A 26,396-nucleotide genomic window follows, 5' to 3' on the forward strand; every position below is an offset into this window, starting at 1 on the left:
GTCTATTTCGCTCCGAGCAGCCTGGCGATCGGCGCCAGCAGCGAGCTGCGCTGCGGCTTCGGGTCGACGCGGCCGGTGAGCCGGTTTGCGATCTCCAGGAACAGCTTCGGCGTGCGGTTGAGCGCTGCGATCTCCGCGATCATCTGGCCGTTATTGGCGGCGGTGCCGAACAGCTTGCAGTCGAACGGAATCACCGCGACCGGCTCGGCCTCGACGGTCTTGGCGAAGCGCTTCAGGTCGATCTCCGGCCGGCGGGGCATGCCGACCTGGTTCAGGCAATACAGTGGCGGCCGGTCGTTCGGCCGCGAGGCCTTGAGCACGCCGAGCAGGTTCTTGGCGTTGCGCAGATTGGCGAGGTCGGGCTCGGCGACGACCAGGATGTCGTCGGCATTGATCAGCGCATGCCGGGTCCATGCCGACCATTGATGCGGCACGTCGAGCACGATGCATTGCTGGGTCATGCGTAAGGTGTCGAAGATCGCATCGAACGCATCGGCGCCGAAATCATACACGCGCTCGAGCGTCGCCGGCGCGGCGAGCAGATTGAGATGCTCGGTGCATTTGGCGAGCAGGCGATCCATCAGCGCCGTGTCCGGCCGGTCGGGCTGGAACACGGCATTGGCGATGCCCTGCATCGGATCCTGATTGTAGTCGAGCCCGGCAGTGCCGAACGCCATGTCGAGGTCGATGACGACCGAGTCCAGCGTCAGATCGCGCGCCATGCTCCAGGCGACGTTATGCGCGACGGTGGACGCGCCGACGCCGCCCTTGGCGCCGATCACGGCGATGATGCGGCCGGTGATCACCGCTTCCGAGGCCGAGAACAGGCTGCAGATCGAGCGGATCACGTCGATGGTCTCGACCGGTCCGACCACATAATCGTTGACGCCGCGCCGCACCAGCTCGCGATAGGCGACGCCGTCGGCCGGGTTGCCGATCAGCACCACGCGGGTGCCGGGATCGCAGACGCTGGCGAGATCGTCGAGCCCGCCCAGGATGTCGCCGCCGGGCTTCGTCTCCAGCACGATCACGTTGGGCGTGGGCTGCGAATGGTAGGTCTCGATGGCGCGCGGCATGCCGCCCGCCTTGATCGTGATATGCGCCTTGCCGAGCCGGCGGTCCTGGCTGGCGGCGAGGATCGCCGCGGAGGTCTGATCGGTTTCGCAGAATGCCTGCACCGAGACGCGCGGCACCGGCGCGATATGGTCGTTGAGCGCCGCGCCGCTGGGGCCGGCGGTCTCCTCCTGGCTCTGACGGGACGCGTTGATCATTTGCCTGTATCGCTGAGCTTGGCCTTCTCGGCTTCCGGATAGGTCACGGCCGTCGATTCGCCCTTGCGGTATTTCTCGAACAGCGCGGAGCGGCGCGGCGTATAGGCCGCCACCTCGGCGCGCGGCTGCTCCAGATCGGCGGGATTGTCGATCATCGCAGCCAGGTTGCGTTGCGTGGCGCAGCCGAAATTGTGATAGTGCTGATTGTTGCTGTAGCTGGGATTGTCGATGTTGGGTCCGAGATCATCGGGCCACAGTCCGCAGGGACCGGCGACGGCCGCGATCTTCGGATAGCTCAGCCGCACCGCCGCGAGCAGGCGGGGATCGTCCGGCGTATAATGCCGCAGCGTGATCGACCGCGACGGCACGCCACCGCTCGTCAGCATTGCATGGATCTCGCGATAGGTATCGGCGGCGGCGCGGGCGTTCGGCGTGGCCGCAGGCACTTCGGCGACGATGGCGCCCGTGCCCTCGCGCTGCCAGGAGCGCGCGAGCCCGGCCACATCGGCGCGCTGCTGATAGGTCAGGCCGCCACGTCCGCTGCCGACGAACACGACGATCGCTTGCCGGCCCTCCTCGACGGCGATCGGATGCCGGATCTTGTAGTCGTCCGGAATGGTCGCCACCACCTCGCCGGTCGTCGCGTTGCAGGCGCCCAGCGTCAGCGCGAGACCGATGACGGCACCACATCGGCGCATTGCGCGGCGGCCATTCTCTGCTTTTTTGTTCGACATGATCGTTCTCCCGGTCCCCGTGATCCCGCCGTCTCAGTCGATGATGAAGCCGAAGCCGGCCGGCTCGCCCGTGGCCGTGTCGACCTTGGCGGCGATGCCGTAGAGCCGGTTCATGCGGCCGAGCAGCGCCGATTCCGAATCCGTCGCCGGCGCGAAGCCGTCATCCGGACGCGCCAGCTCCTTCTGCGCCACGGCGCGCACGACATAGGGCGTCACCAGCACCATCAGCTCGGTCTCGTTGTTGACGTAGTCCTTGCTGCGGAACAGCTGGCCGAGCACCGGCAGCTGGTCGACGCCGGGCAGGCCGTTGATCGCCTGCTTGGTCTGGTTCTGGATCAGGCCGGCCATCGCCATCGAGCCGCCGGACGGAATCTCCAGCGTGGTTTCGGCGCGACGGGTCCGGATCGCGGGGATCGTGACCGACGAGCTCGACGTCGACGTCAGCGCGTAGGACACGGTGATCGCGTTGTCGTTCGACAGTTCCGAGACTTCGGTCATGACGCGCAGGCTGATGCGGCCTTCGCTGAGCACGACCGGCGTGAAGTTGAGCGAGATGCCGAACTTCTTGTAGGTGATCGAGGTGGTGCAGACCCGCGTGGTCGGATCGCAATTATAGCCGCCGGGAACCGGGAATTCGCCGCCGGCGATGAAGGTCGCGGATTCGCCGGATATCGCGGTCAGATTCGGTTCGGCCAGCGTCTTGGTGACGCCCGCCGTCTCCATCGCGCGCATCGTCGCCGAGACCGACGACAATCCGCCGCCGGAAACGTTCAGGGCGTTGCCATTGACCAGCGACTTGCCATAGGCCGTGAACGGATTGGTGTTGTTGAAGTTCACCACGGCGGTGCCGTAGGTCATGCTGGCGCTGAGATCGATGCCGAGCTGCTTGACGATCTCGCGCCGCACTTCGGACACGTTGACCTTCAGCATCACCTGGTCGCGGCCGCGCACGACGATGGAGTTGACGACCTTGTCGGAGCCGCCGACCAGCCTGCTGGCGATCTCGCCGGCCTGCTGCGCCTCGACGGGGCTCGACACCGAGCCGGTCAGGATGACGCCGTCGCCGACGCCATCGATCTTGACGCCCGGAATGCTCTGGCTCAGCGCCTGGCGCACGCCGTTGAGATCGCGCTTGATCGCGATGTCATAGGCTGCGACCTGCTGTCCCTCGCCGTCGAAGAACACGACATTGGTCTGGCCGACCGCGGCGCCGATGATGTAGGCGCGCCGTGCCGAGCGCACCACGGCGTTGGCGATCTTGGGATCGGCGACGAGGACGTCCTTCACGTCCTGCGGAAAGTCGACGACGACGGACTTGCCGATGCCGAGCGACAGATAATGCACCTTGGACGAGCCGACCGAGACGACCGGCGTGTCCCGGTCCTCGGCCGCGTGGACCGGCGCCAGCGCCGGATTGATCGCGAGGCCGATCGCGGCCGCGGTCGAGAGTGCGCGGACGAGCCAGGTCGCCGTCCTCACACGATGCTGATACCCACCCCTCATGGTCCCCGTCCTTTCGATCACTTCTGCGCCGTGAGCGAGCTCGTGATCCCGTAGCGAATGATCTCGATGGCGTTGCCCCGTCGCGCCATCTGCGTCTCGTTCTTGTTGCTGTCGGCCGCGTTCACGTCGGCGATGCTGCGCAAGGCCAGCGCCAGCGAGCCGGACTGTCGCGCGCGCGCCAGCGTCTCGGCCTGCTCGGGCTTGAGCTCGAGCGTGACCGTCTTACCGACCACCGTGTTCTGGCCTTCCTTCTCCTTCGGCGCCTGGTCGATCGCGAGCACGCGCACATTGGAGAGAATGATTTCGGAGCTGACGTAGTCCGGCCCGCCAGGCTTGTCCGGGTTCTTGTCTCGCTTCGACAGGATGACGTCGACGCGGTCGTTCGGCAGGATGAAGCCGCCGGCGCCGGTTTCGGGCGATATCTCGGTGGAGATCGCGCGCATGCCCGCAGGCAGGATCGCCGCCATGAAGCCCGATCCATCGGACTTCACCAGCTTCTGCTCGCGGATCGGCTCGCCGATCACGAACGGCGCGCGCGCGATGGTGCCGACCAGCTGGTTGGCGGCCTCCGGGCGATCGCCGCGGCGGATGAAGATGTTGCTCGCCGCTTCCGGCCAGGTCTGCCAGACGAGGTCGCCGGGCTTGATCGCCTGTCCAAGGCCGATGTCGTTCTTTGCGACCAGCACTTCGACCGTCGGCAGCTGCGCGACCGGCGCGACGGCAACAGGCTGCTGGCTTTCTGAGGTGCTGACGAGATAGGCCGCGACGCCGCCTGCGCCGAGAGCGATGGTCAACACCACGATGCGTGCGGTCATCATACGCGTTACTACTTTCAACTCATGCGCCGGAGCAGCCGATCATCAGCTAACAGCGCGTGCCGTCCTTCATGACTAAGCGGCAATGGTATAAGCGAACTTGCACAAGGCAGGGCGCAGGGGCCGGCCAAAGCACCGATTGCGCAAGTGGTGAATCCGGCGTTAGCAGGCTATTCGTACAATTTGTCGAGCATGTTAGATGATTAACGCTGGTGCCGTCTGCGCGGGGAAGTAGTTGGTTCCGGTGCTCCGGCAAACCAAGGGTTGCCGAGCGTGACGAGCGGCGCGACGGCGCGATGCCTCGTTAAGCTTGTTGGTACAGACGCGCGATCCTCTGACCACCGTAGTCGGACGGGATCGCATCTTCAGCAGCCGGAAACGGGTCGGACATACGATTCCGTTGGCCGGGAATCTCACCTAAAAAAACAGACTTTCTTAGCAATTGTGCGCGCAGGTTCCGCGCATGATGGCTGGTATCTTTCTACTCATGGTGGTGTGTTCAAAAATACACGCAAAGATTGTAATATGCGTGTCGCACTGCTGCGAAAGCGGGGCAAGCTCCAGCCGGAGGACATGCAGGGCGATCGCATGTTGAGAGCAGCGCGGGTTGGCTGGACCTCGCTTCTGCTCTTCGGGCCGCCCGCCTTTGGCGGGCGCCCGAGGACGCGGGCAGATGTTGCGACGAGATCCAGGAGGCTGATGGTCGGGAGCGCCGCGCACGGCGCGGTGAGGCGGTGCGCTTGCATCGCCCTGACAACCATGAGGCCGGCAGCCGATTGCGCCTGCCGACGCACTACACGCGATGGCCCCATAACATTTTCGGTTGGTTCATGGGGAGGCGTGGGATGTCGGTTGCCCGATTCCTGAAACAGCGCGCGGTCAGGATTCAGACGGTTGGATCGTATACGCTGCCGAACTGGTACGATCCGGAAGGAAAGCTGCGGTCATTCGCGTGTCGGACCACGCGCGTGTCGCCGTTTCGCGCCTTGCTGGACGTGCCTGTCGTCGGCAAGATCGGCGACCGCCTCACCAGCTATTTCCGCGAGTTCGGCAAGTTTCGAGGGCCAGATCAGCGACACGGTTCATGGCGGCTTTCTGCTCGAGCTGGAGATGACGCGCGCCGAGCGCGCCAAGCTTGCGGAGAAGCTGGTCTGGCTGGAGAAGAGACAGCGCGATCCGACCATCCGCGACGCGCGCCGCGATGCGCGCTACGTGCCGGACAGTCCGCATTCGGCGCTGATGCTGGCCGATGGCAGCAGCATTCCCTGCCTGGTGATCGATGCCTCGGTGTCCGGCGTCGCCGTCTCCTCGGAGCTGCAGCCGGAGATCGGCACGCCCCTGGCGGTGGGCAGCTGTGTCGGCCGCGTGGTCAGGCATTTTCACGACGGGTTCGCCGTCCGCTTCGTCGACCCGCTGGCGAGCATGACCGAGCTTGAGCGGCGCGTGGTCACGCAGCCGACGCGGCCGACGCGGCAGCGGCTCGCCGCCCATGCCGATGACATCGTCGAATCCGCTGACGAGTTTTTCGTGGTGTGATTGCGGCGGCCTCGTGCCGCCTTCGTCATGCGGTCGGTCCGGCATCCGCGGTTTCGCGTATTGGGGACGGGCGGGAATCGCGGCATGGAACGCGGAGCCCTGCGCACGGTTAACGCGGTGTTAAGCCCGACCGTGGACGCTTGCAGGGCCGGGTTCGCACGCCAGGAGGATTGAGTCCCATGGAGGCCCAGAAGACCGCAGTGGACGCCATCGTCGTCCTGACCGGTTGCGATCGCGACGCCGTGGCCGCCTGCATCAGGCGCATGTATCAGGCCGGGGTCCGCGACCCCAAGCGCCTGACCTTCAAGGGGCTGCAGGAGCTGGCCAGGGGCTAGATCTGGCGAGGTCCGGCGTCACGACCACCCAGGGCTGTTGCAACCAGGGCACGCCCAAACAAATTTACCGGATCGTTCTGTTCACAACTTGCATCCGAGGGATGCAGCCCGCCGGGCTTCCCGCTATGCTGTGGTCTTGCGGCTGCATCAGGTACCGTTTCAATCGTCGTCCGGGATGGCGACGTGGTTCTGCGCGCTACGCTCTGAGCGGCCGGGTCATGGGAACCGGATATGCTGAGACAGCTTTTTGCGCCCCAGCTCGTGGGGCTGTACATCCTGATCGGGGCAACCATCTACGTCCATTTCCGCGGCAAGCAGCGGCTCCGCTTCGCCCGGCAGCTCGGCGATCACTCCACCTATCTCGCGCCCTATAATGTGCTGATGTATGCCGGTTCGGCGGTGCCGAACACGCCGGTCATTCCGGTCGAGCAGTTTCCGGAGCTCAAGAAGCTGACGGACAATTGGCAGGACATACGCGAGGAAGCGGTGCGCCTGTTCGACGAGGGCTTCATCCGCGCCGCCGCCGCCAACAATGACTGGGGCTTCTACTCGTTCTTCAAGAGCGGCTGGAAGCGCTTTTATCTGAAATGGTATGACGACTTCCTGCCGTCGGCGCGCACGCTGTGCCCGAAGACCGTCGAGCTGCTCAATTCGATCCCGAATGTGCACGGCGCGATGTTCGCGATGCTGCCGCCCGGCGGCAAGCTCGGCGCCCATCGCGATCCGTTCGCCGGCTCGCTGCGCTATCACTTGGGGCTGGTCACCCCGAACTCCGACAAATGCCGCATCCTGGTCGACGGCGTGCCCTGCGTCTGGCGCGACGGCGAGGCCTTCATGTTCGACGAGACCTTCATCCACAGCGCCGAAAACGCCACCGACGTCAACCGCATCATCCTGTTCTGCGACGTCGAGCGCCCTATGAAATACGGCGTCTTCACCGCCCTCAACCGCTGGGTCAGCCACCACATCGTCAAGGCCTCGGCGACGCAGAACGTCGAAGGCGAGCATGTCGGCGTGCTGAACAAGGTGTTCGGCAAGCTGTACGAGTTTCATCTGGCCACGCGCAAGGTGAAGGCGTGGAACAGGACGGTGTATTACGCCGCGAAGTACACGCTGACGGTCGCGATCGTCGGCGCGATCGTGGTGTCGGCGTTTCGGTGATGTCGGGAAGAGTAGGGCGGATTAGCGAAGCGTAATCCGCCATCCTGTGCTCGCAGAAGCGCGGCGGATTACGCCTTCGGCTAAGCCGCCCTGCGCGTGCTTTCGCCATTCGTTTTCCAAGGGCGCTCACTTGTTCTGAAGTTCAGCGATCGGCGGCCAATGACTGTTGCAGGGAGTGGGTGTTGTGGGTTGGTTGATGCCGGCTACCACCGATTTGCAACGTCGCCCGCTGACCTTATCGTCGGGCAAATCACACCCGTCATGCAAATCCTGTCAAGTTCTTCTGAAAAACATAAATCGCTTTTCGCGCTGCCCAAATCAGCATTACTGTCCCGTCCATCTCGTTGCACGGTAGGGGACGGTTCGCGGTCGTCATGGACGTTGGCAGCGGGATGCGGTGGACGCGGGGCGGCGGCGTGCTGTTAGCACGGACGAACGCTCGGTTCGCGGACGGTGAAGGCGCGTGGTTCTGATACTCCGATGCTAGTATCCAGCGTCATGCGCGATCAGCGCATGGCGCGACATGGTGGCCAGAAAGCCGGTGCACCAGGAAGAGCGTGCTATAGCCTGTTAAAACCATCGCGCGGGGAAGGCCGGGTCTGTCCGGCTGTACCTGTGGTGACTGCCGCCTGCTTTTTTGTCTAGCAGGCGGGCCACGGGCCTCAGCCGAGGTCCGGCCTTCCTCGCGCCCTCCATTCTGAAGAGGGCGGAACTTCGAGCATAGCTCGGGCGCGGGATGCGTCGCGAGGCGGTGGATGCTCGTTCCCGGAACAACGCGATGCTGTTTGAGATTGTGGAGATGATGATGCCGCTTGCGCGGTGCTCACCCTCCCCTGGAGGGGGAGGGTCGATCGCGCGCGAAGCGGGCGAGCGGGGTGGGGTGATCTCTCCGCGGCCGCGGTGCCAGAGGAGAGATCACCCCACCCCGCCTCACGGTTCACTTCGCTCTCCGCGAGGCGACCCTCCCCCTCCAGGGGAGGGTGGATCTTGCCGTGCGGACGGCGTGCCCGCCGTCAGGCATGACGGCAACGGAAAAGGCCGCGCGGGGCGCGGCCTTTTTTTGAAGCGAGGTTGGTGGTGGTCAGGCCGCTGCTTTGGCAGCCGCCGCCTACGCCGCCGCTGGCCCGATCGAGACCTTCAGCGTGCCGACGCCGTCGACGCCGCATTCGATCTTGTCGCCGGGGACGATCGCTGCGACGCCGGCGGGGGTGCCGGTCATGATGATGTCGCCGGCGGCGAGCTCGACCTGCTGGGAGAGCTTCCAGATGATCTCCGGCACGTTCCAGATCAGCTCGGAGAGATCGCCGGTCTGCCTCTCGGTGCCGTTGACCGACAGCCAGATCTTGCCCTTCGCCGGATGGCCGATCTTGGACGCCGGCTGGATGGCGGAGCAGGGCGCCGAATGGTCGAACGACTTGCCGACCTCCCAGGGGCGCTGCATCTTGCGGGAGGCGAGCTGCAGGTCGCGGCGGGTGAGGTCGATGCCGACGGCGTAGCCGTAGACGTGGTCGAGCGCCTTGTCGGTCGGGATATTCAGGCCGCCGCTCTTCAGCGCCACCACCAGCTCAACCTCGTGATGCAGGTCCTGAGTCAGCGGCGGGTAGGGGATCACGGCGCCCTCGGGCGCCAGCATGTCGGCATGCTTGGCGAAGAAGAACGGCGGATCGCGCTCGTCATTGCCCATCTCGCGGATGTGCTCGAGATAGTTGCGGCCGACGCACCAGATGCGGCGGACCGGGAAGACACCGGCTTCGCCGACGACGGGAAGAGAAGGCTGCGGGAAGGCCGGAATGACGGTGGAGGCGCTCATGAAATGGATCTCGGGTGCGGTGAAATAAGCGGGTCAGGAGGTCGCGGTCACGATGTCGCAGTCATGGGGATGACGTTCGGCCCCATGTCGCGCTGTTGCAGGCGGAAGAACGAAGCATAGCGGCCGCCCCGGCGCAACAGATCGTCATGCCGGCCGCGCTCGACGATCTCGCCGGCCTCGACCACCAGGATGGCGTCGGCGTTCATGATGGTGTGCAGGCGATGCGCGATGACGAGGGTGGTGCGGTTCTGGCAGAGATGCTCGATCGCCTCCTGCACTTGGCGCTCGGATTCGGAATCCAGCGCGGCGGTGGCTTCGTCGAGCAGGATGATCGGGGCGTTGCGGATCAGCGCGCGGGCGACCGCGATGCGCTGGCGCTGGCCGCCGGAGAGCTGGGTGCCGTGCTCGCCGACCGGCGTGTCATAGCCGAGCGGGAAGCTCATGATGAAGTCGTGCGCGCAGGCGGCCTTCGCCGCGTCGATGATCTCGGCCTCGGTCGCGCCCGGCTTGCCGAAGGCGATGTTGGCGCGGATCGAGTCGCGGAACAGATAGACATCCTGGCCGACATAGGCGGCCTGTTCGCGCAGGGACCGGCGCGAGACCTGCGAGACCGACTGGCCGTCGATCAGGATGTCGCCCGCGGTCGCCTCGTAGAACCGCAGCAGCAGCGCCAGCACCGTCGACTTGCCGCCGCCGGACGGCCCGACCAGCGCGGTGACCTTGCCGGGCTCGGCGACAAAGCTCATGCGGTTGAGCACCGGCTCGTTGTCGCGATAGGCGAAGGAGACGTCGCGCAGCTCGATTCTGGCCTCGGTCAGCTTCAGCGCCGGCTTGTCGTCGTCGGGCTGCTCGCTCGCCGGGCTGTCGACCACTTCGAGCAGCATGCGGGCGCCGACCAACTGGCTGTTGAGGTCGATGTTGAGCCGCGCCAGCCGCTTGGCCGGTTCGGTCGCCATCAGGAAGGCGGTCATGAAGGAGAAGAATTGGCCGGGCGTGGCGTTGAGCGCGACCACGGCATAGCCGCCATACATCAGGCAGCCGGCCACCGCGAAGCCGCCGAGCATCTCCATCAGCGGGTTGGAGCGGTTCGACACGCGGGCCATCTTGTTGGCGTTGCGCTCGACCACGGCGATATTCTCGTCGATGCGCGCGCGCATCGCGTCCTCGAGCGTGAACGCCTTGACGGTGCGGATACCCTGCAGCGATTCCTGCATGGTCTCGAGGATGTCGGCATTGCCGGTGAACTGGCTGTGCGCGAGGCCCTTGATGCGCTTGACCAGCTTGCGCAGCACCAGCATCGCCGGCGGCACGACGACGAGGCCGAGCAGCGACATCCAGGGGTCCTGCGCGACCATCACGGCGATCATGCTGATGAGCAGCAGGAGGTCGCGGCCGATCGCGTTGATCAGCATGGTCAGGACGTCGGTGATCGACTTGGCTCCGGCGGTGAGGCGGGCCAGGAACTCCGACGAATGGCGCTCGGAGAAGAAGCTGATGCTCTCGCTCATCAGCTTGGCGAACAGCTGGCGCTGATTGTTGGCGAGGATCGCGTTGGAGATCTTCGACAGGATCACCGCATAGCCGTAGGTCGAGATGCCCTTGACGAACAGCAGCAGCACGGTGACGCCGGAGAGCACGGCGATGCCCGGGATGCTCTTGTCGACATAGGCCTTGTTGATGACCTGGCCGAGGATGTACGCCGCACCGGCGCTGGCGCCGGCCGAGACCGCCATCAGCGCGAAGGCGGTGAGATAGCGGCGCCAGTAGAGGATGCCCTGTTCCATCACGAGGCGGCGGATCAGGATCGCGGCGCCATAGGGATCGTCGGTGATCTTCTTTGGAAAGTCGGCCATTCTGGTCCCTGGCCGCCGGGACAAATCGCCGGGCGGCCAAGTGTGCTTGCCCGCTCGGGGCGGCTTTTTCAAGCCCCCCGGTGTCCGGCTAAGTCGTTGATTCTAGGCCGTGGCCCGCTGCAGCGCGCCGCTGTGGCGTTCCAGGAACAGTTTCTCCTCCCAGGCCAGCGCGTGGTCGGCGATTGTTTCCAGATTGTCATAGGCCGGGGTCCAGTCCAGCAGCGCCTTGAGACGCGTGGTATCGGCGACCATGGTCATGATGTCGCCGGGACGGCGCGGCGCGTATTGGGTGGGGATGGCGCGGCCGGAGACGCGGCGGACCGCCTCGATCGTTTCCAGCACGGAATAGCCGCGGCCATAGCCGCAATTCAGCGTGACCGAGGAGCCGCCGGTGCGCAAATAGGCCAGCGCCGCGCGATGCGCCTGGGCGAGGTCGCTGACATGGATGAAGTCGCGGATGCAGGTGCCGTCGGGGGTCGGATAATCGGTGCCGTAGACGTCGATCTTGGCGCGCTGGCCGGTGGCGACCTCCATCGCGATCTTCATCAGATGGGTGGCGCCGACGGTGGCAAGCCCGACACGGCCCTGCGGATCGGCGCCGGCGACGTTGAAATAGCGCAGCACGACGTAGTTGAGCTCATGCGCCGTGGCAACGTCATGCAGCATGATCTCGGCCATCAGCTTCGAGGTGCCGTAGGGCGAGGTCGGCCGCGTCGGTGCGGTTTCGGTGACCGGAACCTGTTCGGGATTGCCGTACACGGCCGCGGTCGAGGAGAAGATGAAGCGGCTGACGCCGCGCTTGACCGCGGCGTTGAGCAGGCTGCGGGTGGTCATGGTGTTGTTGCGGTAATACAGCAGCGGATCGCGCACCGATTCCGGCACCACGACCGAGCCCGCGAAATGAATGATGCTGTCGACACCGTGCTGGCTGATGACGCCATCGACGAGATGTTCGTCGCCGGCATCGCCGATGAACAACGGCACATTCTCCGGCACGAAGGCGGAGAAGCCGGTCGAAAGATTGTCGATCACCACCACGTTTTCGCCGGCTTCCGCCAGCGCAAGCACCATGTGACTGCCGATATAGCCGGCGCCACCCGTCACGAGCACGGTCATTGTTTGACGCGATCCCTGGTTTGTTTTCCGGCACACTAGCGCCAGCGAGATGAAGGACGGGTTGAGCGGGATGTGAACTGGCGGGGGTGCCTAATCTTGCGTATAGGGAAACGTTACAATTGGAGTGAGTTGTGCCTGCCGAGCCGTTTTCTGCCGCCGATCTCGACGTGATCGTGCCGAACCTGCACCGGCGCTATTCCGGCGTGACGGCGACAAACCGCATGGTGGCGCCGAAGCTCGCGCGCCGTGTGCGTGCGGCCTGGCTCGGCACCTACGCGCCGGACGGGATTGTACGCATGCGCGCGAGCGGTCTCGTCACGCTGTGGCGCCGCCGCCGTCCGCTGATCTGGCACGCGCGCCGCAACAACGAGATGATCGCCGGTGTGATCCTGCGCGCGCTCGGCTGGCCGCTGAAGCTGGTGTTCACCTCGGCGGCGCAGCGTCATCACAGCTGGATCACGCGCTGGCTGATCCGCCGCATGGACGCGATCATCGCGACCAGCGACATCTCGGCGTCCTATCTGAAGCGCGAGGCGACGGTGGTGACGCATGGTGTCGATACCGACATCTACGCGCCGCCTCCGGATCGCGCCGCCGCCTTCGCCGAGAGCGGACTGCCGGGACGATACGCGATCGGCTGCTTCGGTCGCGTGCGTGCGCAGAAGGGCAGCGACGTGTTCGTCGCCGCGATGTGCCGGCTGTTGCCGCGCTATCCGGATTTTTCGGCCGTGCTGGTCGGCGCCGTCACGCCGGAGCAGCTGCCGTTCGCGAGCGAGTTGCGCAAGCAGATCGCCGCTGATGGCCTTGAGCAGCGCATCGTCATCACCGGCGAGCTCGACATCGCCGAGGTGCAGCGTTGGTATCAGCGGCTGACGATCTACGCCTTCACCTCGCGCAATGAAGGCTTTGGCCTGACCTTGATCGAGGCGATGGCTGCCGGCGCGGCGCTGGTGGCGGCGCGCGCCGGTGCCGCCGAGATCGTGGTCGAGGAGGGGGGCACTGGCGTGCTGGTGCCGCCCGGCGATGTCGAGGCGCTGGTTGCGGCGCTCGAACCGCTGATGCGCGATCCGGCTGCGGCGCGCGCGATGGGAGAGCGAGCGCGGACACGCGTCATCGAGAGGTTCAGCCTCGAGGCCGAGGCCGACAAGATCGCCGCGGTCTACCGCCGGCTGGTCTGAGCGATGATGTCGGCGACGAAGGCATCGAGGTCGCCGCCGGCGAACAGGAAACCGGGCAGGCCGGCGGCCTCGGCGGCCGCGATGTCGGAGGCACGGTCGCCGATCACGAAGCTGCCCTCGTGCCTCACCGGCCAGTGCTGCATCAGATCGATGATCATGCCCGGCGCCGGCTTGCGCCAGGGATGCTCGCGCAGATATTGCGCGACCGAGCCCTCGGTGTGATAGGGGCAGTAGCGGATGTCGTCGATCACGGCGCCCTGGGTGGCAAGCTCGGCGAGCATCCACGCATGCAGCGTCTGGACGTCCTCCTCGCTGAACAGGCCGCGGGCGACGCCGGACTGGTTGGTGAACAGAAAGACGTGGTAGCCGGTTTCATTGAGGCGCCGAATCGCAGGGGCCACATTCGGCATCCAGCGGATCCGCTCAGGGCTGCCGATGTAGTTGTCGTCATGATTGATGACGCCATCGCGGTCCAGGAATGCCGCCGGCTTGAGCTGGGCTTTGGTCATGTCAGTTCAGATCCTGCATCAGCGCCGCCTCGATCGTCTCGCAGATGCCGTGCGCTGTCGCCAGATGGATCTGCTGGATCAGCGGTGTGTCGTCGCTCGGCGCCACGAGCAATTCGTCGCACAGTTCGCCCATCGCGAGGCCGTTTGCGCCGGTGAAGCCGATGGTGGTCAGCCCGCGCTCGCGCGCCTTGCGCAGCGCGTTGAGGATGCTCGGCGAGCGCCCGGAGGTCGAGATTGCCAGCAGCACGTCGCCGCTAGCGCCAAGTCCCTCGACCTGGCGGGCGAAGACGTGATCGAAGCCGTAATCATTGCCGATCGCGGTCAGCGCCGAGGTGTCGGTGGTGAGCGCGATCGCGGCAAAGGCCGGTCGCTCCTGTTTGTAGCGGCCGACGATCTCGGCGGCGATGTGCTGTGCATCCGCCGCGCTGCCGCCATTGCCGACGATCAGGAGCTTGCGGCCGCTGCGCAGGGCCGCAACGATCTTGGCCGCGATCCGCCCGGCGCTGGCCAGCAGCGCCGCATCCTGCGCAGCGCGCGCCATCGCCGCGTGAGAGCGGGCGAGATGGCGGGCAATGAGATCGTCGGTTGCGCGGTTCACGATGGCGGCTCGGGCTGCGGTGAGGCCGGTGTATTGGGCGGGCGGCCGCTTCGCAAGCTAATGCGCGACGCGCGCCGCCGCGTCCGCCAGCACTTGCCGGGCAATGGCCGCGACATCGACGGCGGGAATGTCGCGCATGCAGCGATGGTCGTTCATTCGGCAGACCGGGCGGTGGCAGGGCTGGCAGGGGACCTGCGTCTTGGTCTGGACGGTCGCCGCAAGGCCGTTCAGCGGCGCCCAATGGTACGGGCTGGTGGGACCGAAGATGCCCATGGTCGGCGTGCCCAGCGCGGCGGCGATGTGCATCAGGCCCGAATCGTTGGAAATCGCCACACTGGCCGCGGCCATGGCGAGAATGCCGTTGCGCAGGTCGGTCCCGGTCAGATCACGGACGGCAGGTCCGCCGGCGGCGACGATCTCGGCGGCGAGCGGCTTCTCGCTGGGGCCGCCGACCACCCAGACGTCCAAGCCGGCGTCGCGCAGCAGCCGCGCAGCCTCGCCATAGAACGGCCAACGCTTGGCCGCGCCGACCGAACCGGGCGCCAGCGCCACCGCCGGCCGGCTGCCCAGCCCCTGGGCCTCGCGCCAGCGTGCGACCTGCTCCGGAGGCACCCGCAGCTGCGGGACCGGCCATTCCGGCGGCAGCGCCGCACCGTCAGGCAGGGCCAGCGCGGCATTCTTGTCGATGAAGCGGGGCAGGGCCTTCTCGCCCCAGCGCCACTGGTTGAGCAGCCCGAACCGGGCCTCGCCGACGAAGCCCACCCGCTCGGGGATGCCGGCCAGCGCCGGCGCAAGCGCAGCCTTCCAGGTCCGCGGCATCACCAGGGCGGTCCGATAGTGGCGCTGGCGCAACAGACTGGCGAGCTGCCACTGTTTGGCGAGTGCCAGTCGGCTGCGCGGCAGGTCCCAGACGATGCCGGAGCGGACGCCGGGCATGTAATCGACCAGCGGGGCGCAGAGCGAGGTCACGAGCAGGTCCACGGGACGGTTCGGCCAGCGTTCCTTGAGCACCCGCACCACGGTGTGGCCGCGCACGAAATCCCCGATCCACATATAGGGAATGATCAGGATCGGGCTGGTGTCCGTCTCGTCCACCTCGATTTTGGGCGAATTGGAATTCATTCTTTGATTGCCTAGCTTCGGGCCGCTGGTAGCCGCTCGGCCGCCGCAGGTAAAGTGGGCCCGGCGCCCCGTCACCAAAGCGCTTACACTTTGCCGCCGCATGCGCTACGCGAGGGCCGGGTTTTTCGGGATCAGGGACTGGTTACGGAATGTTGCTGGTGACCGGCGGCGCCGGCTTTATCGGATCGAATCTGGTTGCGGCGCTGAACGATGCCGGCCGCACCGACGTCGTCGTGTGCGACACGCTCGGCAGCGAAGGCAAGTGGCGCAATCTCGCCAAGCGTCAGCTGGCCGATGTGGTGCCGCCAACCGAGCTCGACGCCTGGCTGAAGGGCCGTCGGCTGGACGCGGTCCTGCACATGGGCGCGATCTCCGCCACGACGGTGACCGACGGGGATCTCGTGATGGAGCGCAATTTTCGCAGCTCGCTTCGGCTGCTCGACTGGTGCACTGCGAGTTCCACGCCGTTCATCTATGCGTCATCGGCCGCGACCTATGGCGACGGTCGCCAAGGCTTCCAGGACGATCCGTCGCTCGCTGCGCTCAAGACGCTGCGGCCGCTGAATCTCTATGGCTGGAGCAAGCAGCTGTTCGACACCGCGATCGCCGCGCGTGCCGAACGGGGCGAGATGCTGCCGCCGCAATATGCCGGCTTGAAGTTCTTCAACGTGTTCGGTCCCAATGAGTACCACAAGGGATCGATGATGAGCGTGCTTACCCGTCGATTCGACGACATCAAGGCCGGGCACACGCTTCAGCTGTTCAAGTCGCACCGCGACGGCATCGCTGACGGCGACCAGCGCCGCGACTTCATCTATGTCGACGACGTCGTGCGCGTCATGATGTGGCTGTTGGCCTCGCCGTCGGTGTCCGGCCTGTTCAACGTCGGCACGGGCCAAGCCCGCAGCTTCAAGGAGATGATGCTCGCGGCCTATGCCACGCTCGGAGCGACACCCCGGATCGAGTATATCGACATGCCCGAAGCGATTCGCGGCAGCTACCAGTACTTCACGCAGGCCGAGATCGACCGTCTGCTGGCCGCCGGATACAATGGCGGCTTCACGCCGCTTGAGGACGCGGTCGCCCACTATATCAGGGGCTATCTCGATTCTGCCGACCGCTTCCGATAGACGAGTCCTGATTGGTCCCATTTGCATCGAGACTGCCGCTGATGTTCGACTTTGACGATCTCTCGCAAGCGATCGCCCGCCAGACGGTGCTGTGCGTCGGCGACCTCATGCTGGATGAGTTCGTCTATGGCGAGGTGTCGCGGATCTCTCCCGAAGCGCCGGCACCGGTGATTGCCGTTCAGCGCAGCGAGATCAATATCGGCGGTGCCGGCAACGTCGCACGCAACATCGCAGCGCTTGGCGCACGCTGCATCTTCGTCGGCCTCGTCGGCGATGACGCGGCGGCTGCCCAGCTCGAGGCGGAACTGGCCAGGGAGCCAGGCATCGAGACCGTGCTGGTGCGCGATGCGTCGCGGCCGACGACGCGCAAGGTTCGCTTTGTGTCCGAGCATTTCTCCACCCACATGCTGCGCGCCGATTGGGAGCGCGCCGCGCCCGCGTCTGGCGAGATCGAGCAGAGGCTGATCGATGCGATCGTGCCACTGCTGGCAAGGGCGGATATCGTGCTGTTGTCCGACTATGCCAAGGGCGTGCTGACGGCACGTGTGCTGCGCAACGTGATCGATGCCGCGCGCCGGGCCGGCAAGCGCGTGATCGTCGATCCCAAGAGTGCGAATCTTGCGATCTACCGCGGAGCGAGTGTGTTGACGCCGAACCGCAAGGAGTTTTCCGAAGCAACCCGCAGCCGTGCCGAGACCGAGCAGGAGATCGCTGCGGCGGCGCAGGATGCGATCTATCTCGCCGATTGCGAGGCCATTCTGGTGACGCAGAGCGAGCGCGGCATGACCTTGGTGCCGCGCCAGGGCGATCCGATCCACGTCCCGGCCTATCCGGTGAAGGTGCGCGACGTCTCTGGCGCGGGCGATACCGTGGTTGCCGTCCTCGCCGCGACGCTCGCCGCCGGTGCGGGCTGGGAGGAGGCCTTGCGCATGGCGAGCGCAGCAGCGGCCGTGGCGGTCAGCAAGCAGGGAACGGCCAGCGTGACATCGGCCGAACTGCGCCGGAAGATTCTTCCTCATGCCTATCGCGCAGCCGAGGAGAAGATCATCGCGAGCGACGGCGAAATCCTGGCTCGGGTCGAGTGGTGGCGGAGCGAGGGGCTGCGCGTCGGTTTCACCAATGGGTGCTTCGACATTCTGCATCCAGGCCATGTCAAGGTGCTCACGGCTGCCCGCGCCGCCTGCGACCGGCTGGTGGTCGGGCTGAACAGCGATGCGTCGGTCAAGCGGTTGAAGGGCGAGAGCCGTCCCGTTCAGGACGAGCGTGCCCGCGCCGAGGTGCTGGCCGCGCTTGAGGCGGTGGATCTTGTCGCCATCTTCACGGAGGATACGCCGCTTCGCCTGATCGAGCTGGTTCGCCCGAGCGTGCTGGTCAAGGGCGGTGATTACACGCGGGAGCAGGTGGTCGGACACGAGGTCGTGGAGGCGGGCGGCGGTGAGGTGATCCTGATTGACATCCTGAAGGGGCACAGCACGACGGCGCTGGTCGATCGGGCACGGAGCGACGGCCGATGAGCGCCTTGGCCGGTCATCCCGCTCCGACGCTGCTGGCGCGCCGTTGGCGCGATCCCGCGGCGTGGCGAACCACCGTCGATGTCGTCGCCGTCCTGCTGGCGGCCTCGCTGCCATGGTCGACATCGCTGGTCTCGATCCTCGGCGTCGTCATGTTGATCACGATGCTGCCGTTCCTCGACCTGGAACGTCTGCTGCAGATTCTGAAGCGTCCGATCTCGCTGGCACCGATCGCTCTGTTCCTGCTCGCCCTGGTCGGAACGCTGTGGTCGGATGCGGCGTGGGGAGCGCGGCTCTATGCCGTCGGGCCTGCAGCCAAGCTTCTGGTGCTTCCCGGCTTGTTCTACCATTTCGAGCGGTCCGAACGCGGCCTCTGGGTGTTCACCGCATTTCTGGCCTCCTGCGTGCTGATGGTCGGGATGTCGACGGCCGTGGCGTTCAATCCGGCGCTGGCGCTCAAGGCCAATGCGGATCGCGGCATCTTCGTGAAGAACTATATCGACCAGGGCCAGGAATTCTCGCTCTGTGCGGTGGCGCTGGCCTATCCGATCGCGCAGCTGCTGCGCGCCCGCCGGTTCGTGCCGGCCGCCGTGCTGACCGCGATCATGGTCGCGTTCCTGGCCAACATGATCTTCATCGTCGTCTCGCGCACCGCGTTGGTGACGATCCCGATCCTGCTTGCCGTGTTCGGCCTGATCCACCTGAAATGGCGGGCCAATCTGCTGATTGCGGTCAGCGCTCTCGCGTTGGGTCTGGCGGCGTGGTCGGTGTCGCCGCAACTGCAGGCCAAGGTTGCGACCTTCACGAGCCAATATCAGGACTACAGGAACGACCGCGGCGTCACCTCGATCGGCGAACGGCTGGAGTTCTGGCGCAAATCGCTGCGCTTCTTCGCCGATGCCCCGCTCATCGGACACGGCTCAGGCTCGACCCGCCATCTGTTCGAGCTGGCGGCCAGCGAGCGCTCGGACCTCGCCGCCGGAACGGTGGTCGGCAATCCCCACAACCAGACGCTCAACGTCGCCGTACAGTGGGGGACGCTTGGGGTCATCATCCTTTACGCCATGTGGGCGGTGCATCTGCTGCTGTTCCGGGGCGATGGCCTCGTGCCCTGGATCGGGCTTCTCGTCGTCGTGCAGAACATCTTCACCTCGTTGTTCAACTCCCATATTTTCGATTTCCACGAGGGATGGATGTATGTGATCGGTGTCGGTGTCGCCGGCGGCATGCTGCTGCGATCGAAGCCGCAGCCCGATGAGGCCCAGGGACCGGCCGTGACATGACGCGCCTGTCCCAACTGACCTCCCGCAACCTGCTGATCGCCATCCACGACCTGCTCGTCAGCGTCGTCGCGCTGTTTGCCGCGTTCTATATCCGTTTCGAAGGCGCCAGCAGCTTCTGGGAGCGGGTCCCGCTGCTCCTGCAGCTCCTGCCTTATTTCCTCGCCTTCAGCTTCGTGGTCTTCTATTTCTCCAACCTGCTGACGACGAAATGGCGCTTCATCTCGCTGCCGGACGCGCTCAACATCGTGCGCGTCGCGACGGTGCTGACGCTGGCCCTGCTGGTGCTCGACTACATCATCGTCGCTCCGAACGTCCGCGGCACCTTCTTCTTCGGCAAGCTCACGATCATCCTGTACTGGTTCCTGGAGATCTTCGCGCTGAGCACGCTGAGGTTTGCCTATCGGTATTTCCGCTACACGAGGGTCCGCCACCACGCGAGATCCGAGGATGCCGCGCCGGCGCTGCTGATCGGCCGCACGGCAGACGCGGAAGTGGTCTTGCGCGGCATCGAAAGCGGCGCGGTCAAGCGGATCTGGCCGATCGGCATCCTGTCGCCCTCGATGGCCGACCGCGGTCAGTTGATCCGCGGCGTGCCGGTGCTGGGCGGCATCGATGACATCGAGGACGTCGCCACGGACTTTGCCCGCAGGGGCAAGCCGATCGCGCGCGCGCTGATGATGCCGACGGCGTTCGAGCCGGACTGCCATCCGGAGACCTTCCTGATGCGCGCACGACGGCTGCGCCTGATCATCAGCCGGCTGCCGTCGCTGGAGAGCGGCGATGCGCCGCGACTGGCGCCGGTGGCGGTCGAGGACTTGCTGCTGCGGCCGAGCGAGAAGATCGATTACGGACGGCTCGAGGCGCTGGTGAAAGGCAAGGCGGTCGTCGTGACCGGCGGCGGCGGCTCGATCGGCGCCGAGATCTGCCAGCGCGTGGTGGCGTTCGGCGCGGCGCGACTGCTCATCCTGGAGAATTCCGAGCCGGCGCTCTATGCGATCACCGAGGTGCTCGCGGCCGCCCCCGAGGCCAAGGTGGCCGTCGAGGGACGGATCGCCGATATTCGCGATCGCGACCGGGTGTTCGCGCTGATCGGCGAGTTCAAGCCGGGTCTCGTGTTTCACGCGGCCGCCCTGAAGCACGTGCCGATCCTGGAGCGTGATTGGAGCGAGGGCGTCAAGACCAACATCTTCGGCTCGATCAACGTCGCCGATGCCGCGGTGGCGTCGGGCGCAGAGGCGATGGTGATGATCTCGACGGACAAGGCGATCGAGCCGGTGTCGATGCTCGGACTCACCAAACGTTTCGCCGAGATGTATTGTCAGGCGCTCGACCGCCAGCTCGCGGAGCGCCCGATCGGCCGGCCGCCGATGCGGCTGATCTCCGTGCGCTTCGGCAATGTGCTGGCGTCGAACGGCTCGGTGGTGCCGAAGTTCAAGGCCCAGATTGAGGCGGGCGGTCCGGTCACGGTGACCCATCCGGACATGGTGCGCTACTTCATGACCATCCGCGAGGCCTGTGACCTCGTGATCACCGCGGCCTCGCATGCGCTGGCACCGGAGCGGCCGGGGGTCTCGGTGTACGTGCTGAACATGGGCCAGCCGGTCCGCATCGTCGAGCTGGCGGAGCGCATGATCCGCCTCTCCGGACTGCAGCCGGGCTATGACATCGAGATCGTGTTCACCGGCATTCGCCCAGGCGAGCGCCTGAACGAGATCCTGTTCGCGAGCGAAGAGCCGCCGGTCGAGATCGGCGTCGCCGGCATCATGGCCGCCAAGCCGAACGAGCCGCCGATGCAGACCCTGAAGGGATGGATCGCGGCGCTGGATCAGGCGATTGCGCGAAATGATCCGGTGACGATCAAGGCGGTGCTGAAGGACGCGGTGCCTGAGTTCGGTTCAAGCGCCGCCTGACGGCCGGACGCGCGGCGCTGAGAAGCGACGCAGCACGAAGGCCACCGCGCCGAGGCCGAGGACGATCAGGATGACGTCAGTGGCAACCGAGCGCAATGCGACCGACGCGCCGGCCAGCACTGCGAGGCCGATGTTGAGCACGAACACATCGCCGACGACACCGGCCACGGTGAAGCCGTTGTCGGTGGCACGCTGATAGAAGTGCGTGCGGTGCGCCGCCCAGAACGGCTCGCGCCGCGCCATGCGCCGCAGCAGGGTGAAGGTGGCATCGACCAGATAATACAGCGGCAGCAGCAGCGCTGCCACGATGGATACCTGCCAAGCCAGCTGCAGTAGCGACCAGCCGAGCAGAAGCCCGATCGGCAGGCTGCCGACGTCGCCGAGAAAGACCTTGGCCACCGGCCGGTTGAACGGGGCGAAGCCCAGCATGGCGCCGCCGAGCGCCGCGGCGATCGCCGTCACCGGCCATGGCAGCAGGCCGAAGATGCCGAACAGCACGAGCATCGCGGTGACCGGCACCGCTTCGGCCACGGTCATCAAATCCAGCCCGTCCATGAAGTTGACGAGGTTGACGAACCAGAGACCGGCGATCAGCAGCAATGTGCGCTCGATCGCCAACGGGATCGGCAGCAGCCTGAGATCATCCGGCGCGGTGAAGACGACCAGGCTGACGGCCAGCCCTTGCAGGATGAACCGCGGCAGCACCGGGATCGGCCTGATGTCGTCGACCAGGCCGACGAGCGCCAGCAGGGGCACCGCGACGAACAGGGACGTCAGCGGCGCGAAACCGTTGACCGACGCAAAAGCGCCGCCGACAACGAGGGTTGCGCCGATCACGGCAATCCCGGCGCCTTGTGGCGTCGGGATCTTGTGCGAGGAGCGGGCGTTCGGCCGCGCCAGCGCATAGCGCTGCAGCACCGGCCGCAGCAGCACGATCAGCACCGCGCAGATCGCAGCCGCGATCAGTGTGACGGCAAGGGCGATGGCGGTGGGGTTGGCGATCATCGATGCCCACCCGATGCGGTTGCGAGGCCGTCATAGAGTGCGACCACGGAGCGCCCGATGATCGTCGCAGAGAGCTTGTCCTCGACGAGCTGCCGCGCGGCTTTGCCATAGCGGGCGCGCAACTCCGGCGAGGTCGCAAGCTGCGTCATCGCCTGCGCCAGCGCGGCCGCATCCTCGATCGGCACCGACAGGCCGGTCTGACCGTGGATCGCGATCTCCCGGCAGCCGGGCGCGTCGGTCGAGATCAGAGGGCGGCCGCAGGCGGCCGCTTCCAGCAGGCTCACAGGAAGCCCTTCACGATGCGACGGCAGCACGGCGATATGGCTCTGTCGCCAGAGCTCGGCGATGTCCTTGACGTGGCCGAGCAGGACGATGCCCGGCTCGTGCCGCCAAGCCTCGATCTCCTCGGGGGAAACCGAGGCCGGGTTGGCCGGGTCAGGGGAGCCTGCGATCAGCAGCTGATCGTCGCGGCCCTGCTGGCGCAGCATCCGGTGTGCGGCGACCAGGGCGCGGATGCCCTTGTCGGTCAGGAGCCGCCCGGCAAAGCCGAAGGTGATCGGTCCGCTCGGTTCGGGCAGCGGCCGGAAGCGGTCGGTGTCCACACCGGAGCCCGGAATCAGCGTGATCTTGTCGCCCCGGACGCCCATGACCTTCAGTGCCTCGCGGTCATCGGGGTTCTGCACCAGCACACGGCATGGCGCCCGGTTCATGAGCCAAGGCATCAGCCACAGCATGCCCTGCTTGAGAAGGCGCGAGCGCCAGCTGGCCGAGGTGAAGATGTAGCCCAGGCCGGTCATGGCGTTGACGACCGGTGTGGCGCGTCCGAGCGCGGCCAGTGAGCCGAGCACGCTGGATTGCAGTCCGGAATGGTGCACCACGTCCGGACTGATGGCCGCCTCGACGGCGCGGATGGCGCGGATCGTGGGCAGCGCGGACGAGGGGGACAGGCCGCCGCGCCGGAATGGAATCGGGTGCAGGGTGAAGCCCTCGGCCCGTATCGCGGCAGCGCCCGCATTCACATTGGTCGCCACATGCACCTCGTAGCCGGCGTCACGCGCGGCACGCGCCATCGGCAGGCGATGCATCAGGAAGGCGTAATCTTCGTTGGCGACGTAAAGCAGGCGTCGCGGCGAAGCGGAGCGGGGCGAGGGCATCAAACTCACGGTCTTGGACGGTCGGACCGCCGTATAGGCCAAGAGCGAGCGTTGCGCGAGCCGTTATCTGCCTGCCCCCGCGAAGCACCAGCCGGCGGCCCCTCGGGATGCTGCCTGCGGCTGCCGATCGTCTTCCCGAATGCAGCTCGACCGGTCAGACCAGGTGGAAGCTCGACTGATGCGACAACAATTCGGCCGTGGACACATGCTGGACGGTGATGGTGTCCTGTGCCGCATCGGTGATGACGGCGTTGCCGGAGGCGTCGTCGTGGATCGCAGCCACGAGCGCAGACTGGTCGGCAAACAAGTTGTGGCTGATCATGATCGTGTCGGTTCCGGGGGTGAAGCCGGAGAGGCTCGCCTGTCCGAAATGCTCGGCGAAGACGAAGGCGTCATGCCCCTGCAGCACAACGGACTGCGGAGTCGTGCCGCTTGCCGAGGTCTGGATCCCGGCGCCGGAGATCAGGGTGCCGCCCTGGCTGTCTGCCGCGAAGTGGAAGCTATCCTGTGACAGCTGGCCGATGAAGTGCAGGGAGATGCTGTGGGTGCCATCGGTCAAAGACAAGACCCCGTCGGGGACGCCGAACTGCGGCCGCAGGGAGGCAAAGGTCACGTCCTTCACATCGATCTGGTCAGCCGTGCTCCCGAAGCCGATCAGCTCGCCGCTGAAGCCGGACGATATGACGAGCGCATTGCCGGAGGCCGCGGGCTGGGTGGCGGATTGCGCGGCAGCCGGGCTCGCCGAACTTGGCGATCCGATGACGCCATCGCCGTTCAGATCTTGATGGAAGATCGTCTCGAAGGATTTGACGGTCGCCGTCGCCCCGTCGACGAGACCGGTCAAATTCCCGCTGTAGTTGCCGTTGGCATCGGTGGCCCAGAACGTGAACTGAGTGGTGCCTGGAATCTTCCAGGCAACGTCAAAACCGGTGGCTGTCTTGATTGCGCCGATCGGGGCGATCGATCCAAACTGACCGACGGTCACCGCTGCGCCGCCATAGTTGAGCTGCGGGCCGGTTCCGTTGACGTACATGTAGTAGTTATCTGCAATATGGAGCAGATTCGTCGTATCGTTTGTCTGCACCAGCGACGCGGTTACGCCGATCGTGCCATCGCCGTTGAAATCCTGACCGAAGGTCGTCTCCATCGATTCGGTCGCGAAGCTGCCGCCGGACACCAGCCCCACGAGGTTGCCGGTATAGTTGCCGTTCTTGTCGGTGGTCCAGAAGGTGAACTGATTGGTCGCCGAGTTTTTCCAGGCGACGTCGAATGTGCTGCCGACCTGGACAGCTGCGATGGGCGAGATCGTGCCGAACTGGCCGACCGTGAACTGACCTCCGCCATACATCAATTGCGGGCCGGATCCGTTCACATACATGTAGTAGCCGTCAGCAATCTGCAGCAGACTGGTCGCGCCATTGGAATGCACAAGCGATGCGGTGACGCCGACCGTGCCGTCGTGATTGAAATCCTGGCCGAACGTGGTTTCCAGCAACTCCGAGGTCAGGCTGTTGCCGGAAACGAGCCCGGAAATGTTGGATTTGAAGTTGCCGTTGCTGTCCGTCATCCAGAACGTGAACTGATTGGTGCCCGGGATCTGCCACGCGACGTCATATCCGGAGCCGGTCTTGATCGCTCCGATCGGCGCGATGCTGCCGAACTGCCCTGAGGCGACGGCCGTGCCGCCATACTTCAGAGTTGGTCCAGTGCCGCCGGAAACGCTGTTCAGGTAATAGGAGCTTCCGACCAGCGTCAGGCTCGTATCACCATTGGTTTGGATCACCGTTCCCGAGGGGCCGACCAGATGAAAGCCGAGTGCGACGAGCTGCTTGAGGTCGACGGATGTCAGCGTCTGGATCGTGCTGCCGGTGTAGAACTCGTTGAACGGGTCGTTGCCACCCTGAACGCCGCTGTTCAGGAAGTCGCTCGGGTCGGAAGACTGGCCGTAATCCCCGAGCTTGGTGTTGCCGCCATCGACCGAAAAATAGGCGGTCGACGCCGTGGCGCCGCCGGTCATCAGCCGGTTGCCTGGGCTCGAGAAGCGGAACAGATCGAAGATGTCGGGCTGAGGCCCGTAGGGGACGCGGCCGAAGGCGTGGGTCAGCTCGTGCAGTGCGACGCCGACCAGCAGGTTCGGATTGATGTCTGTTGCAAAGGTGGCTGCGCCATCGTCGGTTGTCGCATCGTTGGCGCCGAGACCGCCCCACAGCTTCAGCTGCGAATTCCACACCGCAACGTAGGACTGGCCCTGGATGCTGGAGCCGGCCGGCAGCGCATTGAACGTCGTATCGCCAGGGATGGCATTGTTGATCAGATTGCTCCGGACGGTGGAGTAGCTCATCCACTGTCCGCCGTCGGGACCGGCTGCGGCGCCGCCGCCCGTTCCGCTATAGTCGATCTTGAGGTTGACCGTGATCCGATCGGAGATCATCGAGGTGAGGATCGCGGCGGCCTGCTGGATGCCGGCCCGAAAGCTCGCGGGGGCATTCATCGCCGCCGTATCGAACAGCAGGTTGATCGTCAGTCCGCCGGAACTGACGGCGGTCACGGCGCCGATCCCGGCGAAATCGCCTTGCGCCAGCTGGGCTTCGACCGCTTCTTCGGGCAGCTCAACGGGGTCGGTCGGAGGCAGTTCTATTGGGGGCGAATACGCCACATCGGGCGGGGACACTTGCGAGTTGGTCGCCTGACTCATACCACAGCTCCAGCCATCCGCGCGAACGGTGCAGGGGGACCGGGTTCGACTGGCTGCCGAGCCGATTGCGACCGTACCGGCCTAGTTATGAGATCAGCTGTCTTGCCTGCCGGTTAATGAGTATCGCGGGTTCCAGAGGAACGACCGGCATTTGCCTGGTCCGGGCG

At 65.7% G+C, this 26,396-nt stretch carries 20 protein-coding genes and 1 pseudogene; 8 read left to right on the forward strand and 13 right to left on the reverse strand.

Annotation, left to right across the window (positions count from 1 at the left end; translation table 11 throughout):
* Nucleotides 1–2: 2 nt before the first annotated feature.
* From ACVIJ6_RS22395 to cpaB, 4 genes are read right to left on the reverse strand one after another with little or no spacing between them, the layout of a single operon-like run.
* Complete coding sequence (locus ACVIJ6_RS22395) at nucleotides 3–1,271, reverse strand: AAA family ATPase (protein WP_172240111.1); 1,269 nt, start codon at nucleotides 1,269–1,271, stop codon at nucleotides 3–5.
* The gene (locus ACVIJ6_RS22400; protein WP_456774464.1) at nucleotides 1,268–2,005 is read right to left on the reverse strand and encodes a CpaD family pilus assembly protein; all 738 of its coding nucleotides are present in this window, start codon (nucleotides 2,003–2,005) and stop codon (nucleotides 1,268–1,270) included. Before ACVIJ6_RS22400 ends, ACVIJ6_RS22395 begins: the two co-directional genes overlap by 4 nt.
* 33 nt (nucleotides 2,006–2,038) lie before the next feature.
* The gene (locus ACVIJ6_RS22405; protein WP_456774465.1) at nucleotides 2,039–3,508 is read right to left on the reverse strand and encodes a type II and III secretion system protein family protein; all 1,470 of its coding nucleotides are present in this window, start codon (nucleotides 3,506–3,508) and stop codon (nucleotides 2,039–2,041) included.
* 17 nt (nucleotides 3,509–3,525) lie between these two features.
* Nucleotides 3,526–4,326, reverse strand: coding sequence for a Flp pilus assembly protein CpaB (cpaB, locus tag ACVIJ6_RS22410; RefSeq protein WP_456774466.1), 801 nt, complete (start codon nucleotides 4,324–4,326; stop codon nucleotides 3,526–3,528).
* Between the two features lie 842 nt (nucleotides 4,327–5,168).
* Between cpaB and ACVIJ6_RS22415 the strand changes: the two are divergent.
* The 3 genes and pseudogenes from ACVIJ6_RS22415 to ACVIJ6_RS22425 all read left to right on the forward strand — a co-directional run bounded on the left by ACVIJ6_RS22415 (nucleotide 5,169) and on the right by ACVIJ6_RS22425 (nucleotide 7,355).
* Nucleotides 5,169–5,859: pseudogene (locus ACVIJ6_RS22415) on the forward strand (PilZ domain-containing protein).
* A 179-nt stretch (nucleotides 5,860–6,038) separates the two neighbouring features.
* A complete protein-coding gene (locus ACVIJ6_RS22420) occupies nucleotides 6,039–6,194 on the forward strand; it encodes a hypothetical protein (protein WP_456774467.1) in 156 nt (51 codons plus the stop codon).
* Nucleotides 6,195–6,425: 231 nt separating this feature from the next.
* Nucleotides 6,426–7,355: an aspartyl/asparaginyl beta-hydroxylase domain-containing protein gene (locus tag ACVIJ6_RS22425; RefSeq protein ID WP_456774468.1), complete on the forward strand. Its 930-nt coding sequence runs from the start codon at nucleotides 6,426–6,428 to the stop codon at nucleotides 7,353–7,355.
* 1,108 nt (nucleotides 7,356–8,463) lie between these two features.
* Here the strand turns inward: ACVIJ6_RS22425 and ACVIJ6_RS22430 are convergent.
* The 3 genes from ACVIJ6_RS22430 to galE all read right to left on the reverse strand — a co-directional run bounded on the left by ACVIJ6_RS22430 (nucleotide 8,464) and on the right by galE (nucleotide 12,134).
* Entirely contained in the window at nucleotides 8,464–9,165 is a 702-nt protein-coding gene (locus ACVIJ6_RS22430) for a fumarylacetoacetate hydrolase family protein (RefSeq protein ID WP_456774469.1), read from the reverse strand.
* Between the two features lie 47 nt (nucleotides 9,166–9,212).
* Nucleotides 9,213–11,018: an ABC transporter ATP-binding protein gene (locus tag ACVIJ6_RS22435; protein ID WP_456774470.1), complete on the reverse strand. Its 1,806-nt coding sequence runs from the start codon at nucleotides 11,016–11,018 to the stop codon at nucleotides 9,213–9,215.
* A gap of 102 nt (nucleotides 11,019–11,120) precedes the next feature.
* Nucleotides 11,121–12,134, reverse strand: coding sequence for a UDP-glucose 4-epimerase GalE (gene galE, locus ACVIJ6_RS22440; RefSeq protein WP_456774471.1), 1,014 nt, complete (start codon nucleotides 12,132–12,134; stop codon nucleotides 11,121–11,123).
* A 131-nt stretch (nucleotides 12,135–12,265) separates the two neighbouring features.
* Here galE and ACVIJ6_RS22445 point away from each other — a divergent pair, with 131 nt between their 5' ends.
* The gene (locus tag ACVIJ6_RS22445) at nucleotides 12,266–13,312 is read left to right on the forward strand and encodes a glycosyltransferase family 4 protein (RefSeq protein ID WP_456774472.1); all 1,047 of its coding nucleotides are present in this window, start codon (nucleotides 12,266–12,268) and stop codon (nucleotides 13,310–13,312) included.
* Here ACVIJ6_RS22445 and ACVIJ6_RS22450 read toward each other — a convergent pair.
* The 3 genes from ACVIJ6_RS22450 to waaF form a co-directional block, all read right to left on the reverse strand.
* The gene (locus ACVIJ6_RS22450) at nucleotides 13,294–13,821 is read right to left on the reverse strand and encodes a D-glycero-alpha-D-manno-heptose-1,7-bisphosphate 7-phosphatase (RefSeq protein ID WP_456774473.1); all 528 of its coding nucleotides are present in this window, start codon (nucleotides 13,819–13,821) and stop codon (nucleotides 13,294–13,296) included. The two genes, ACVIJ6_RS22445 and ACVIJ6_RS22450, sit on opposite strands and share 19 nt — an antisense overlap.
* A 1-nt stretch (nucleotide 13,822) precedes the next feature.
* A complete protein-coding gene (locus tag ACVIJ6_RS22455; protein WP_456777058.1) occupies nucleotides 13,823–14,362 on the reverse strand; it encodes a D-sedoheptulose 7-phosphate isomerase in 540 nt (179 codons plus the stop codon).
* A 114-nt stretch (nucleotides 14,363–14,476) separates the two neighbouring features.
* A complete protein-coding gene (waaF, locus tag ACVIJ6_RS22460) occupies nucleotides 14,477–15,541 on the reverse strand; it encodes a lipopolysaccharide heptosyltransferase II (protein WP_456774474.1) in 1,065 nt (354 codons plus the stop codon).
* A 149-nt stretch (nucleotides 15,542–15,690) separates the two neighbouring features.
* Here waaF and rfaD point away from each other — a divergent pair, with 149 nt between their 5' ends.
* The 4 genes from rfaD to ACVIJ6_RS22480 are packed head-to-tail and all read left to right on the forward strand — an operon-like array spanning nucleotide 15,691 to nucleotide 21,375.
* The gene (gene rfaD / locus ACVIJ6_RS22465; RefSeq protein WP_456774475.1) at nucleotides 15,691–16,671 is read left to right on the forward strand and encodes an ADP-glyceromanno-heptose 6-epimerase; all 981 of its coding nucleotides are present in this window, start codon (nucleotides 15,691–15,693) and stop codon (nucleotides 16,669–16,671) included.
* Nucleotides 16,672–16,712: 41 nt separating this feature from the next.
* Nucleotides 16,713–18,185, forward strand: coding sequence for a D-glycero-beta-D-manno-heptose-7-phosphate kinase (gene rfaE1, locus ACVIJ6_RS22470; protein ID WP_456774476.1), 1,473 nt, complete (start codon nucleotides 16,713–16,715; stop codon nucleotides 18,183–18,185).
* Entirely contained in the window at nucleotides 18,182–19,465 is a 1,284-nt protein-coding gene (locus tag ACVIJ6_RS22475; protein ID WP_456774477.1) for an O-antigen ligase family protein, read from the forward strand. The genes rfaE1 and ACVIJ6_RS22475 overlap by 4 nt, the downstream gene beginning before the upstream one ends.
* Nucleotides 19,462–21,375 carry a polysaccharide biosynthesis protein gene (locus tag ACVIJ6_RS22480; protein ID WP_456774478.1) on the forward strand — a complete coding sequence of 638 codons (1,914 nt, stop codon included), beginning with the start codon at nucleotides 19,462–19,464 and terminating at the stop codon, nucleotides 21,373–21,375. The genes ACVIJ6_RS22475 and ACVIJ6_RS22480 overlap by 4 nt, the downstream gene beginning before the upstream one ends.
* Here ACVIJ6_RS22480 and ACVIJ6_RS22485 read toward each other — a convergent pair.
* The 3 genes from ACVIJ6_RS22485 to ACVIJ6_RS22495 form a co-directional block, all read right to left on the reverse strand.
* A complete protein-coding gene (locus ACVIJ6_RS22485) occupies nucleotides 21,361–22,380 on the reverse strand; it encodes a glycosyl transferase (protein ID WP_456774479.1) in 1,020 nt (339 codons plus the stop codon). The two genes, ACVIJ6_RS22480 and ACVIJ6_RS22485, sit on opposite strands and share 15 nt — an antisense overlap.
* Nucleotides 22,377–23,534: a glycosyltransferase family 4 protein gene (locus tag ACVIJ6_RS22490; RefSeq protein WP_456774480.1), complete on the reverse strand. Its 1,158-nt coding sequence runs from the start codon at nucleotides 23,532–23,534 to the stop codon at nucleotides 22,377–22,379. The genes ACVIJ6_RS22485 and ACVIJ6_RS22490 overlap by 4 nt, the downstream gene beginning before the upstream one ends.
* Nucleotides 23,535–23,688: 154 nt before the next feature.
* Nucleotides 23,689–26,229, reverse strand: a complete 2,541-nt coding sequence (locus ACVIJ6_RS22495; protein ID WP_456774481.1) for an NF038122 family metalloprotease — start codon at nucleotides 26,227–26,229, stop codon at nucleotides 23,689–23,691.
* Nucleotides 26,230–26,396: the final 167 nt, after the last annotated feature.

Source organism: Bradyrhizobium sp. USDA 4369 (assembly GCF_054056435.1).

Bases quoted from the DNA above. Each gene is read 5' to 3' on its own strand.
- ACVIJ6_RS22395 (WP_172240111.1), bottom strand. From the start codon at position 1,271: ATGATCAACGCGTCCCGTCAGAGCCAGGAGGAGACCGCCGGCCCCAGC.
- ACVIJ6_RS22400 (WP_456774464.1), bottom strand. From the start codon at position 2,005: ATGTCGAACAAAAAAGCAGAGAATGGCCGCCGCGCAATGCGCCGATGT.
- ACVIJ6_RS22405 (WP_456774465.1), bottom strand. From the start codon at position 3,508: ATGAGGGGTGGGTATCAGCATCGTGTGAGGACGGCGACCTGGCTCGTC.
- cpaB (WP_456774466.1), bottom strand. From the start codon at position 4,326: ATGATGACCGCACGCATCGTGGTGTTGACCATCGCTCTCGGCGCAGGC.
- ACVIJ6_RS22420 (WP_456774467.1), top strand. From the start codon at position 6,039: ATGGAGGCCCAGAAGACCGCAGTGGACGCCATCGTCGTCCTGACCGGT.
- ACVIJ6_RS22425 (WP_456774468.1), top strand. From the start codon at position 6,426: ATGCTGAGACAGCTTTTTGCGCCCCAGCTCGTGGGGCTGTACATCCTG.
- ACVIJ6_RS22430 (WP_456774469.1), bottom strand. From the start codon at position 9,165: ATGAGCGCCTCCACCGTCATTCCGGCCTTCCCGCAGCCTTCTCTTCCC.
- ACVIJ6_RS22435 (WP_456774470.1), bottom strand. From the start codon at position 11,018: ATGGCCGACTTTCCAAAGAAGATCACCGACGATCCCTATGGCGCCGCG.
- galE (WP_456774471.1), bottom strand. From the start codon at position 12,134: ATGACCGTGCTCGTGACGGGTGGCGCCGGCTATATCGGCAGTCACATG.
- ACVIJ6_RS22450 (WP_456774473.1), bottom strand. From the start codon at position 13,821: ATGACCAAAGCCCAGCTCAAGCCGGCGGCATTCCTGGACCGCGATGGC.
- ACVIJ6_RS22455 (WP_456777058.1), bottom strand. From the start codon at position 14,362: ATGGCGCGCGCTGCGCAGGATGCGGCGCTGCTGGCCAGCGCCGGGCGG.
- waaF (WP_456774474.1), bottom strand. From the start codon at position 15,541: ATGAATTCCAATTCGCCCAAAATCGAGGTGGACGAGACGGACACCAGC.
- rfaD (WP_456774475.1), top strand. From the start codon at position 15,691: ATGTTGCTGGTGACCGGCGGCGCCGGCTTTATCGGATCGAATCTGGTT.
- rfaE1 (WP_456774476.1), top strand. From the start codon at position 16,713: ATGTTCGACTTTGACGATCTCTCGCAAGCGATCGCCCGCCAGACGGTG.
- ACVIJ6_RS22475 (WP_456774477.1), top strand. From the start codon at position 18,182: ATGAGCGCCTTGGCCGGTCATCCCGCTCCGACGCTGCTGGCGCGCCGT.
- ACVIJ6_RS22480 (WP_456774478.1), top strand. From the start codon at position 19,462: ATGACGCGCCTGTCCCAACTGACCTCCCGCAACCTGCTGATCGCCATC.
- ACVIJ6_RS22485 (WP_456774479.1), bottom strand. From the start codon at position 22,380: ATGATCGCCAACCCCACCGCCATCGCCCTTGCCGTCACACTGATCGCG.
- ACVIJ6_RS22490 (WP_456774480.1), bottom strand. From the start codon at position 23,534: ATGCCCTCGCCCCGCTCCGCTTCGCCGCGACGCCTGCTTTACGTCGCC.
- ACVIJ6_RS22495 (WP_456774481.1), bottom strand. From the start codon at position 26,229: ATGAGTCAGGCGACCAACTCGCAAGTGTCCCCGCCCGATGTGGCGTAT.